This window comes from Saccharibacillus qingshengii (genome assembly GCF_013185195.1).
Classification (GTDB): domain Bacteria; phylum Bacillota; class Bacilli; order Paenibacillales; family Paenibacillaceae; genus Saccharibacillus; species Saccharibacillus qingshengii.
On the sequence record NZ_JAAZWC010000004.1, the window covers coordinates 239,283 to 250,595 of the forward strand.

An 11,313-nucleotide genomic window follows, 5' to 3' on the forward strand; every position below is an offset into this window, starting at 1 on the left:
TTCCGTCCGGTCGCACGGTTCCGGCCTGCCGGACCGCGCGTATTAGCGTCTGAGTCTTTATCCGAATACGAATTTCGAGGCCGCAGGGGGACATTTCCTCTGCGGCCTTTTTGCATACCCAAAATTCGCCGATCCGTGCCCGACTCTTCCCTATGGAAGAAGCGGCGCAGCGAATCGGCGCAGATCCCGGGCTGCCTTCACGAAGCGGGGAAATGCGCCCTCCGGCCCGCGATGCGGACGGACGAAGCCAACCCATTACGGAAAAAGCGAAAGGATGAGCCTTATGTTAATGATCAACTGCTATCAGGTAAAAAAGTTCTACGGAGCCGAGGAAGTGCTGAGCGAGGTTTCGTTCGATATTTACGAAGGAGAAAAAGTCGGGCTGCTGGGCGGCAACGGGGCGGGCAAATCGACGCTGTTCCGTCTGCTATCCGGTGCGGAGAAGCCCGACGAAGGCACGGTTTCCCTGCGCAGGGGCGCCGGAGTAGGCGTGCTGGACCAGATCCCCGACTACGGAGACCGCAGTGTCGAAGAAGTGCTGCTGGGCGTATTCGAGCGGACCCTGGATCTTCAGACCCGGCTTCGAGAGCTGGAAATGCAGATGAGCGATGCCGACGCAGCAAGACTCGAGCGGCTGCTGCGCGAATACGGCGAGGCGCAGGAAGCGTTCGAGCGGGCGGGAGGGTACGAAATTCCGTCCAAAATCGATACGGTGGCTTCGGGCCTCGGCATCCCCGGATCGCAGCGTCGGCGGCCGTTCTCGGAGCTGTCGGGCGGAGAAAAAACAAAAGTCGCGCTCGCCGCGCTGCTGCTAGGCGAAGCCGATCTGCTGCTGCTCGACGAACCGACCAACCATCTCGATATGGAAGCTTCGGCTTGGCTGGAAAGTTTTATCCGGGATTCCGCGGCCACAATCGTCGTGGTATCGCACGACCGGTATTTTCTGACGCAGACCGTGGAGAAAGTAATCGAATTGGAAGACGGCGAAGCGACGGTGTATCCATGCGGATACATCAAATACCGGGAAGAAAAAGAAGCGCGTCTTCTGCGTCAATTTGCCGAGTACAAAGAGCAGCAGAAGGTGATCAAGCAGATGAAAGAAGCGATCAAACGCTTAATCGAATGGGGCAAACAGGGCGACAATCCGAAGTTTTTCCGCAAAGCCGCCTCCATGCAGAAAGCGCTCGACCGCATGGAAAAGGTCAAGCGCCCCGTGCTGGAGAAGACCGCGATCGGATTGGCCCTGGAAACGGACGGGCGCACGGGAGAAGAAGTGCTGGTGCTCGAAGGCGTATCCAAGTCGTTCGGCAGCCGGGCCGTGCTGGAGCAGGCGGACGCGCTGCTGCGGTACGGGGAGCAAACGGTGCTTGTCGGGGGCAACGGAGCGGGCAAAACGACGCTTATGCGCATGGTGCTGGGTCTGGAGAATCCGGACGCCGGCGAACTTCGCCTCGGTTCCCGGGTTCGGATCGGCTATCTGGCCCAGGAAGAATCGCCGCCGGCGGACCGCACTAGCGTGCTCGATTATTACAAGGAGCAGGCAGCCATGGAAGAAGGCGAAGCCCGCGGCCGGCTGGCCAAATTCCTGTTCTACGGCAAAGACGTATTCAAACCGGTGGCCGGCTTGTCGGGCGGCGAATGGAGCCGTCTGAGGCTTGCGGTGCTGATGCGGCAGAAGCCGAATCTGCTGCTGCTCGACGAGCCGACCAACCATCTCGACATCGCGTCAAGAGAAGCGCTCGAGGAAGCGCTGGAAGAATACGACGGTACGATTCTGGCCGTGTCGCACGACCGGTTCTTCATCAACCGGATTGCCCGGCGCGTCTGGGCGCTGGAAGGAGGCGCCCTTAGCAGCACGCTCGGCGGGTATGACGATTACCGCGCGGAGCGGCAGAAGGCGGAGCGCAGAACCGCCGGGAGCTTGAATGCCGGAGAGGCGCAGCCGGCCGCGGGATCGCGGAGCGGGCAGGGGGCTTCGGCCGCCGGATCTGCGGGGCCGAAAGGCAGTGCCGGCGCAGCCGCTGCGTCCGGCGAAGCGGGGCAGGGCGGCGAGCGGGTACACGGGAGCGGCGCGGCAGAGACGCACAGGCCGCCGCGGGCCGGTGCGAAGCCCGGCCGGGAAGCCGCGTCTTCGGGCGGCGGCCGGGCACGCGCCGCGGCTCCGCGCCGCGATCCCGCGAAGCTGGAGCGGGAAATTGCCGAACTGGAAGTTCGCGCAGCGGAGCTTGGCGAAGCGCTGGCCGATCCGGCGCATGCGCTGGACGCGCAGCGCCTAAGCGAATGGCTGGCGGAGAAAGAAGCTTTGGACGCGCAGATCGACGCGCTGACGGAAGCTTGGATGGCTCTTGCGGACGTGTAACCGGACATCCCAAGCGGATCGGCAGCGGGCCAATGCGGAATAACCGCAAGGCAGCAGTTATTCCGTGACTTGTGCAAGATAAACGGGAAATAGCTGCACCCGGACCGCTATTTGGCGAAAGAAAGCCCATAGAGGCCGAGATAGCTTCAACTAACGGCTTTCCTGCAGCTATTTGAACTTTAACGGACAAATTAAACGAAATAGATGCTTTCACGCTGTTATTTCGCCTGCAGCAGGGCATGGCAGGGCAGCGCGCCGCGCCGCAGCCGCGCTGCCCATGGCGCCGAAAAGGCCGTCCCTCAAAGGACGGCCTTTTCGAATGAGGACACCTTTCAAACAGGGTGCCCGATATGGATTCCGGGATCGAAGGGCGATTCCTCCTAACCGGTACAAGTACCGTACGGAGAGATCAGAACAGTCCTTTGCCGGATGTGGTTCCTTCGTTTGTCAAGTTCGGCAGTGCACCCGGGCGGGAGAACATGAAGTCCGGAGCCGGCTTAAGCATCGGTTTCTCGCCCATAGCCTGAGGCTTGGCCACGTATTCGAAGCTGCCTTCGTTGTCCGGAGCCGGTCCGCTGGCCCAAGGACCTTCGGCGCTTTCTTCTCCTTCGGAGAAGTTCATGTACTGATGCGAAACTTCCTGCAGCTCCAGTTCGCGAGGGAACGAAGCCGGTACGATTTTGCCTTCCATGGCTTCCAGCTCGGCGATAGCCGCCATCCATTGGTTCTGGTGCATCGTATCGCGGGCCAGCATGAAGCCCATCATTTTGCGTACGCCGGGATCCGTCGTCATTTCGTACAGACGGGCGACCTGCAGGCGTCCTTGGGACTCGGCGTTAAGGTTCGCGCGGAAATCGGCAAGCAGATTGCCGCTGGCTACGATGTAGCGCGAATTCCACGGGAAGCCTACGCTGTCCGTTGGCGTTGCGCCGAGACCGGACACGATCAGATGCTGCGGGTTCATGCCGCCGAGCGCCGCTTCGATCAGCGGGTCTTTGGCCGCTTTTTCGAGCTGGTCGACCGGCGCGCCTTCCAGCAGCTGCGCGATCATGGTGGTCAGCATCTCGACGTGGCCGATTTCTTCCGTACCGATATCCAGGAGCATATCGCGGTATTTCTGATCGGCGCGACAGTTCCAGCCCTGGAACAGATACTGCATCATAACCGACATTTCGCCGTACTGGCCGCCGAGGACTTCCTGCAGCTTTTTGGCGAAGATCGGATCCGGCTTTTCCGGTCTGGCATGGTATTGAAGTTCCTTCATGTGGATAAACATTGTAATTCCTCCTCGTGGTTGTAAAATCGATTTCTGGCTGACAGACTCTGGGGAGATCGACTTTGCTGAAGAAGATACATAAAGTTGAAGGGCTGGGCGATGAGACCCTTTTTCCTATTCCGCTATTTTTTTACCCACCTCCGCGAGATTTAATCTTTTTCGGATTTAAAAAAAGGGTTGCCGGGTGATTTGGAGAAATGAATAACAGGAAGGAACAGGAAAAAGAAATAATAATCGCGGCTCGCGATAAAACGGCGGAGGCGAGCAAATGGAAAGCGTAACGAAACGAAAATTGACGGCGGAAGAGATTGGGCGGATCAGCGAAAAAGCATTTGGGTGCGGCTGCGCGCAATTCGAAGAATTGAACGAAGGCTGGGCCAACTCCGCCTACAAGCTGGAACTGGCCGACGGACGTTTGGCTGTGCTCAAGGTCGCGGCGGAGTCCGAAGAAGGGCGGATGCGCTGCGAACGGGGACTGATGCGGACCGAAGTCGAAGTGATGCGCCGCATCCAAGCCTTGGGTACGGTTCCCCTGCCGGACATTTACAGCTACGATGACTCGAGAACGATTGTGCCGTGCGAATATTTTCTGATGGAAAACCTGACGGGAACGACCTACGACAAAGCGCGCGACGAACTGTCCGAAGAAATTCGGGCTTCAATCGACACGCGGCTCGGCGGATATTTCCGGCAGATCCACGGGATCGAAGGCACGGAGTTCGGTTATTATCTGCCGAATACTTCGAATGGCCCGGCATGGGACGACGTGTTTATCGCGCTGATGCACGATGTCATGCAGGACGGCCGGGATGCGGAAGTCGAGCTTCCGATGGCGTACGAAGAGCTGGACGCGCAGCTCGAGCTCTGCCGGGATGCCCTGCGCGAAGTGAAGACGCCCCGCTTGATCCATTGGGATTCATGGCCGGGGAACGTATTCGTCCAAGACGGACAGGCGCATAGCCTGATCGACTTCGAACGGGCGTTATGGGCCGATCCGCTGATGGAATACGGCTTCGGCAAATTCGGTTATTCTCCGGCTTTTGAAGCGGGGTACAAAGCGGCCGACGCCGCGTTCGCGCCTAATCTTCCGGAAGGAAGCGAACGCTCGCAGGCGGTGCGCCGGGCGCTTTATCCGATGTATCTGGACCTTATCATGCGTGTGGAATGCGATTATCGGGGGTTCGGCTCGGATCATACGCAGTGGGCCCACGATAATCTTCGGGACGGCTGGGAACGCTTCTTGCAAGCGGAGAAAAGCGTTTAAGCGGAATAAACGTTTAATTTTGTCCGACTGCGTTGCTTCGGCGGGCGTCCAATAGGTATAATGGGCGTTGTGCCGAAGCGGCGTTTTCGTTCGTTTTTGCCTGTTCTTTTTAATTTGCTTAATGGGTAAGTCTCGCAATCGCAGCGCTCCGCGTCCGCCCTTTGAAGGAACGCAGAGCGAAGAGAGGAAGGGAAGACGTGCTTTTCAATTCTTACGAGTTTATTTTTGCGTATCTGCCGGTCGTCTTTATCGGCTATTTCGCGCTGAACCGGTTCAAGCTCTACAACATGGCCAAGATCTGGATGGCGCTGGCTTCATTGTTCTTTTACGCCTATGAAGATGCCCGGTACCTACCGCTGATTCTGGGTTCGATCGCGTTCAACTATATCGTCGGACGGGGTCTCAGCCATATCAATGCGGACGGAGTGAACCACAAAGGCCGCTGGCTGCTGATTCTTGGCGTAGTCGGTGACGTGGGGCTGCTCGGCTATTACAAATACGCCGACTTCTTTATCGACAATTACAACGGACTGCTCGGACAGGACGCTTCGCTGCTGCATATCGTGCTGCCGCTTGGCATCAGTTTCTTCACGTTCACCCAGCTCGCCTACCTCGTCGACGCTTATCGCGGCAAGGTCAAAGAGTACAACATCGCCAATTACATTTTGTTTGTTACGTTTTTCCCGCATTTGATTGCCGGTCCGATTCTTCACCACAAAGAAATGATGCCGCAGTTCGACGACCCGGAAGGCAAACGGATCCGGGCCGACAATATTTCGCGCGGGATTTTCATTTTCTGTATCGGTTTGTTCAAAAAGGTCATTATTGCGGATCTGCTGGCCCCGATCGCAACCGCGGGTTTCGACAGCGGCCAGCCGCTGCATTTGGTGGAAGCCTGGACGACGTCGCTTGCCTATACCGGCCAGCTGTACTTCGACTTCAGCGCCTATTCCGATATGGCGATCGGCCTTGGCCTGATCTTCAACATCAAGCTGCCGGTCAACTTCAATTCGCCGTACAAAGGCACAAGCATCAAGGACTTCTGGGCGAGATGGCATATGACGCTCAGCCGCTTCCTGAAGGATTACATCTATATTCCGCTCGGAGGCAACCGCAAAGGCACGACGCGGACCTATATCAACTTGTTCCTGACCTTCCTGATCGGCGGATTCTGGCACGGAGCAGGCTGGACCTTTATCATCTGGGGAGCGATGCACGGAGCCGCGCAGGTCGTCCAGCGCCTGTGGCAGCTGACGGGTATCAAGATGAACAAGTATGTCGGCTGGTTTATTACGTTCAACTTCGTCAATATCGCCTGGGTCTTCTTCCGGGCGCAGCATTGGTCCGACGGCGTACGTATTCTCAAAGGCATGTTCGGAATGAGCGGCGTGATCCTGCCTCCGGATCTGCTGACCGCCGGCCTGCCGCTTGTCGCAGCTGCGCTGCTGATCGCACTCTTCGCGCGCAACTCGATCGAATTGACGGAACGTTTCAAACCGACGTTCGGCCGGGCCGTATTCGCAGCTGCCCTCTTCATCGTCTCGCTTCTTTATTTCAACCAAATCAGCGAATTCCTCTACTTCAATTTCTGAATAAGGATTCGGTTCGTCATGGGGGAAGGTTATGGATAACAAAGGTTACCGCAAGTTTTTGATCAAATTCGCCGCCGCCACGCTGGTGTTCGCGCTGCTGGTCGGCTCGTTCATGTATATCGTCGATCCGCTTCAGATGTACCGGAAAGCGTCGTTTTACCCGGTGCTGTTCTCGTCGCAGGAACGTTATCAAAATGCCGGTCTTGCCCGCAGCTACGATTACGATACGATCGTTCTCGGCAGCTCGATGACGCAGAACTTCGTGCCGTCGGATGTGGAGAGCGTGATCGGCGGGGAAGTGATGAAGCTGTCGATCGAAGGTTCGACCGCCATGGAACAAAGCACGGTCGGGAAGCTGGCCCTGGATACCGGAAAAGTAAAACGCGTCCTCTGGGGACTGGATTACTTTGCGATGCGTCAGGACCTGGATGCCGAGCCGGTGAATATGCCGATGTACATGTACGATAACAATCCGTTGAACGACTATGAGTATCTGTTCAATATTTCGAACGTCAAGCAGGCCGTCGGAGCGCTTACCCTGCCGGCCGACGATTACAAAGCGTACCGGAATCTCGATACGCTGCGCAACTGGGACAAATCGGCCAAATACAGCCAGCAGGCCGTTTTGCAGACGTGGGAGAAAGCCCGGATCAAAGAGGTCGGATACGGCAAAAACGAGTTTTCCCTCGACAATGTGAAATCGGTGTTCGACAAGTATGTGCTGAGCCTGATCAAAGCCCATCCGGACGTCGAATTCACGTTCTATTATCCGCCGTACACGATTTTGCGTCAGCAGGTATGGGCGGAGACGAATCCGGTACGGGCCGAGAACCAATATGCGATGAAAAAGTATATGTTCGAGCAGTTCAGCCAGTACCCGAACGTCAGCGTATACGATTTCCAGGAAGACGCTTCGATCACCTACGACCTGAGCCAGTACAAAGACCTGTCCCACCACAGTCAGGCCGTCAATGAACGGATTATCCGCGAAATCGCCGAAGGCAAAAATCGGGTGACGGCGGATAACGTGGACAAGTTCAACGAAGAGCTCGAAAGCCAGCTTGCACATCTGGCCGTGGACATGGAGAGCGGCGCATTCAGCCTGTTCGTGTATGTCGACGGCAAGGAAGTGGAATTCAGCGTTCCGGCCCAGGTACGCGAAGGCCGGATTCTGGTGCCGGTCAAAGAGCTTGCCGCAGCGCTTGGCGTGGAATTCGGCTTCGACGGTACAAGCGTGGTCAAGCTGCGCAAAGGCGAAGTTACGGCTACGCTGAACAAAGGCAGTGCCGAGATGATCGTGCAAACCGGCGAGGACGCAGCCGGTGCCCGGACGATCGATCTCGGTTACGAGATGCAGAATCTCGGCGGCAGCATGATGGTGGCCGTTGAACCGACCGCCGAAGTATTTGCGAAATCGCTCAAGGTGACCGAACCCGAGGATTACTTGAAAGAACTTCGGATCGAAACGGAATCGGCCGAATAACAAAAGCGCCGTCAAACGGAATATTTTCCGTTTGACGGCGCTTTTTGTTTATTTTTCGCGGCTTATTCGGCTTCCTGCCTGCTGCTTGGCTCGGCGCCCGGCATAAACATCGGAGGCAGGGAGAGCAGCGAAGCGAGCTGACGAAAGTGCTGCTGGTTGTTCAACTCCTGCGACAGCTGCCAGCATTCGCGGACATGCGCCGCCGATTCGGCAGGGCGTCCCCGGCGGTGATGGTAAATCGCTAGATGATAGTGCAGACTGGCAAATGTGCTGCGAACGATCGGTTCCGGATAATAATTGTCCGGTCTTTGCGCCAGATAAGTGTTGAGCGGGACGTAACGTTCTTCCAGCATCCCGTCGATATCCGCTTCGTACCGGTTCGCGGCTTCCACCAGATTGACGAGGCCAAGCAGCGATTCGTTCGGGTAGCGGTCCATGTATTCGGCATACTGCGGCAGGATCGAGAAGTTGCCGAGCAGCAGCTCCAGATCGAGAGCATTGCCCGCGGCGAACACTTTGAATTGGGCAATTTCGGTCCGCCCGTCGTCGTCCATAATTTCGAAATTCTCCAGATTGCCGTAACGTTCCCCGTAAGGCCGGGCTTCTTCGTAGCGTCCTTGTCCGATCAGCGCCAGCTGTTTATGCAGCAGAGCGCTGCCGTAATAGAACACGAGCGACTTGTTTGGCAGTGTCGGAGGGTCGTCCGGAAGAGACTTCATCCCGGTTCGGCGCATCTCCTCGTACTGCTTCGAAGCGGCTTCGAACAGTTCGTCGGCCGCTGCTTCCATTTCGGGATATTTGCCCAGCTCATAATACAGATTGCTCAGGCGGATCAGCGCATCGAGCTTCAGGCGGACCGGCAGCAGAGAGAGGAAAGGCTCGAATTGTACGGCCGCTTTGAGATTCTCTTCGCCGTCGTCGCCGAGTCTGCCCCGCAGCAGGCGATAGTGGCTGATCGACAGCCGCGCCGAATGCTGGTGTTTTTCATGCTCGATCACACTTTCGTAGAACGGCGCGGACTGAACGGATTTGCCGGCCATAAACAGCTGCTCGCCTTTTTCAAACACAAAAGGCACATACTTCAGATCTTCAAGCAGCCGCTTGAGCACGCTGCGCACCAGATCGGTCCGGCCTAGCTCCGAACACGCAAGCAGAAAGGGTTCGATCCGCCGCCTATTCGGTTTGCCTTCGTAGAAGCATTCGCCGACATACTCGTCGAACAGCCAACCGGGCGGCATCCCGAGAGCTACAGTGAGCGTTTCAAGCTGGTGAAACGATACGGGTTTGGGAGGCGTGTTATTCAAAATGGCACTGAATACCCCCCGGTTGATCCCCGATTTTTCGCTCAGCGTCGAGAAGTTATGGCCCTGTTTGGCCATTTCCTTTTCGATCGCCAAACGCAATTTGAACGATTTTTCCATGGTGCACCTCTTAGTGGTCCGGCGGTTCCGACTGCCCGCTGTACATCAGCGTAAGCGAGGCCAGCAGCCGGAACATGCGATGATTGTTCAATTGATGCGACAGTTCCCAGCTTTGCAGCGCGGCACGAAGAGACTCCTCGGTCCGGCCCCGGTTGAAATGGTAGATCGAGAGCTGGACCAGCAGGCGGGCATACCGGTTGCGGACAAGCTGTTTGTGATACGGATTGTCCTGAAGCTCCAGGTTTTGCTGGAGATCGAGCGGAACCTGCCGCAGCCATTCGTCGACCGAGAAACCGAAGCGGTTGGCCGACTTCAAGACGACGATCACGCCGGCGAACGCTTCTTTGGGATGAAGATCGAGCAGTCCGATGTACTCGGTCAGCACTTCGGTTTCTCCGCCGAGCAGTCTGCAGCCCAGACGGTTGACGTAGGCGAACGCAGTCAATTTGCCTGCGGCCTGCTTGGATCGGTCGTCCGCACCGGCCAGCCAGTCGAGGGCTTCGTAATCCTGCGAACAAGCGGCGGCGGCTTCAAAATCGTTTTTCTCGCAGAGCGCGAGCTGCTTCAGGATATAACCATAGCCGTAAAACACGATCGGAGGCCGGTTCAGCGGTTCTTCGGGCCGAAACGGCGGGTGGGGAAGGTGTCCGGAAGTGCCGAATAAGCGCAGACAGAGCGAGATTAATTCGTCCGCGGCTTTTTCCAATTCCTCCGCATCCATCCGGCTGCAGTAAAGGCTGCCCATGACCGTCAAAGCTTCCAATTTAAGCTCATCCGGCAGATTGTCGCGGTAAGGCGTGAAAGCGTTAAGTTCCTTCGAATTATTCTCTTCGTCCTCGCCGAGTCTGAGCAGGAAGAGACGGTAATGGCAGATCGCTTTTTCTATGGAGTGACGGTCTTCATGGTGAATAAGCAGATACTCATATAGACGTTCGATGAGGGGTTTTGGTTCGGAACTTTTGCTGTATTCTTCCGCGATCCCGAACAGCAGCGGCAGATACCGGGCTTCGCCCTTCAAGCGGTCAAGGACGCTCTCCAGACATCCCGAGTGTCCGAGTTCGATACAGCGCTTCAGAAACGGTTCGATCCGGCTTCGGCTCGGCCGTCCGCCCAGGAAGCATTCGTCGACATAAAGGTCGAAATAGGTACCTTCCTCAAGCCCCAAAACTTCGGTAATTTTCGTTAAATGTTGAAAAGGCATAGGATTGCGCCGGGAGGAGCCGCCGACAAAAATCAGGCTGAGCGATCCCCGAAGGATCCCCGTTTTTTCCGACAGGACGGAAAAGTTGTATCCCCGCTGCCGCATATCCTGTTTGATCGCCGAGCGGAGGGATTGGGAAGTCTGCATGGATGGCACCTCGGTCAGAAATATGAAAAAGCCAACCCGGCGGATGGCATGCGGAAAGTTTGTGCACCGGCAAAGAGGAAAAGCGCGGAAAAGGCTAATTCAACCATTATAAGCTCCGATAGTGAAACGTTTATATGGTGTGTTTAATATCTGGGTGAAAGAAAATAGATTGGGGCTATTCAATCAAGTTATTAAAAATCGCAATGACGAATTGTCAATCCAAGTGCAACAGTTCGTCCTGAAACGATTCGTGCGTCGACTTCCAGCCTAAACATTTACGAGGCCGGTTGTTGATGAGATCCAGAGCTCGTCCCAGTTCGGCATCGGTCACCTGCGCAAAATCGTAGCCTTTGGGGAAAAACTCTCGAAGTAGACCATTCGCGTTCTCGTTGGAGCCACGCTGCCAAGACGAGTAGGGATCGGCAAAATAGACGTCTACGCCATGCAGTTTCTCCAACGCTCTGTGATAAGCGAATTCCTTTCCCCGATCAGCCGTCGCGGTTTGAATAACCGACTTCGGGTACTGACCGGCCAGTACGCCAAATGCGATTTCCATCGACAATGCGGTCC

8 protein-coding genes are annotated in these 11,313 nt (G+C 56.4%); 4 read left to right on the top strand and 4 right to left on the bottom strand.

Features of this window, described 5'->3' with window-relative positions; all coding sequences use genetic code 11:
* Positions 1-283 precede the first annotated feature (283 nt).
* Positions 284-2,359 (top strand): ribosomal protection-like ABC-F family protein, encoded by a 2,076-nt coding sequence (abc-f, locus tag HRQ60_RS05950; RefSeq protein ID WP_172194715.1) that lies wholly within the window; start codon positions 284-286, stop codon positions 2,357-2,359.
* Between the two features lie 409 nt (positions 2,360-2,768).
* On the opposite strand, the gene HRQ60_RS05955 is transcribed toward abc-f, so the two are convergent.
* Positions 2,769-3,635, bottom strand: a complete 867-nt coding sequence (locus tag HRQ60_RS05955; RefSeq protein WP_172194716.1) for a manganese catalase — start codon at positions 3,633-3,635, stop codon at positions 2,769-2,771.
* A gap of 268 nt (positions 3,636-3,903) precedes the next feature.
* On the opposite strand from HRQ60_RS05955, the gene HRQ60_RS05960 reads away from it, so the two are divergent.
* The 3 genes from HRQ60_RS05960 (at position 3,904) to HRQ60_RS05970 (ending at position 7,974) form a co-directional block, all read left to right on the top strand.
* A complete protein-coding gene (locus HRQ60_RS05960) occupies positions 3,904-4,899 on the top strand; it encodes a phosphotransferase family protein (RefSeq protein WP_172194717.1) in 996 nt (331 codons plus the stop codon).
* Positions 4,900-5,096: 197 nt separating this feature from the next.
* The gene (locus tag HRQ60_RS05965) at positions 5,097-6,491 is read left to right on the top strand and encodes an MBOAT family O-acyltransferase (RefSeq protein WP_172194718.1); all 1,395 of its coding nucleotides are present in this window, start codon (positions 5,097-5,099) and stop codon (positions 6,489-6,491) included.
* A 31-nt stretch (positions 6,492-6,522) separates the two neighbouring features.
* On the top strand, positions 6,523-7,974 hold the full coding sequence (locus tag HRQ60_RS05970; RefSeq protein ID WP_172194719.1) for a stalk domain-containing protein: 1,452 nt from the start codon (positions 6,523-6,525) through the stop codon (positions 7,972-7,974).
* A 62-nt stretch (positions 7,975-8,036) separates the two neighbouring features.
* On the opposite strand, the gene HRQ60_RS05975 is transcribed toward HRQ60_RS05970, so the two are convergent.
* From HRQ60_RS05975 to HRQ60_RS05985, 3 genes are all read right to left on the bottom strand, one after another.
* Positions 8,037-9,395 (bottom strand): helix-turn-helix domain-containing protein, encoded by a 1,359-nt coding sequence (locus tag HRQ60_RS05975; RefSeq protein ID WP_172194720.1) that lies wholly within the window; start codon positions 9,393-9,395, stop codon positions 8,037-8,039.
* Between the two features lie 10 nt (positions 9,396-9,405).
* The gene (locus HRQ60_RS05980; RefSeq protein ID WP_172194721.1) at positions 9,406-10,743 is read right to left on the bottom strand and encodes a hypothetical protein; all 1,338 of its coding nucleotides are present in this window, start codon (positions 10,741-10,743) and stop codon (positions 9,406-9,408) included.
* Between the two features lie 214 nt (positions 10,744-10,957).
* Positions 10,958-11,313 (bottom strand): IS30 family transposase (locus HRQ60_RS05985; RefSeq protein WP_172194722.1); only part of this gene is annotated, 356 nt, incomplete at its 5' end.

Bases quoted from the DNA above. Each gene is read 5' to 3' on its own strand.
- abc-f (WP_172194715.1), top strand. From the start codon at position 284: ATGTTAATGATCAACTGCTATCAGGTAAAAAAGTTCTACGGAGCCGAG.
- HRQ60_RS05955 (WP_172194716.1), bottom strand. From the start codon at position 3,635: ATGTTTATCCACATGAAGGAACTTCAATACCATGCCAGACCGGAAAAG.
- HRQ60_RS05960 (WP_172194717.1), top strand. From the start codon at position 3,904: ATGGAAAGCGTAACGAAACGAAAATTGACGGCGGAAGAGATTGGGCGG.
- HRQ60_RS05970 (WP_172194719.1), top strand. From the start codon at position 6,523: ATGGATAACAAAGGTTACCGCAAGTTTTTGATCAAATTCGCCGCCGCC.
- HRQ60_RS05975 (WP_172194720.1), bottom strand. From the start codon at position 9,395: ATGGAAAAATCGTTCAAATTGCGTTTGGCGATCGAAAAGGAAATGGCC.
- HRQ60_RS05980 (WP_172194721.1), bottom strand. From the start codon at position 10,743: ATGCAGACTTCCCAATCCCTCCGCTCGGCGATCAAACAGGATATGCGG.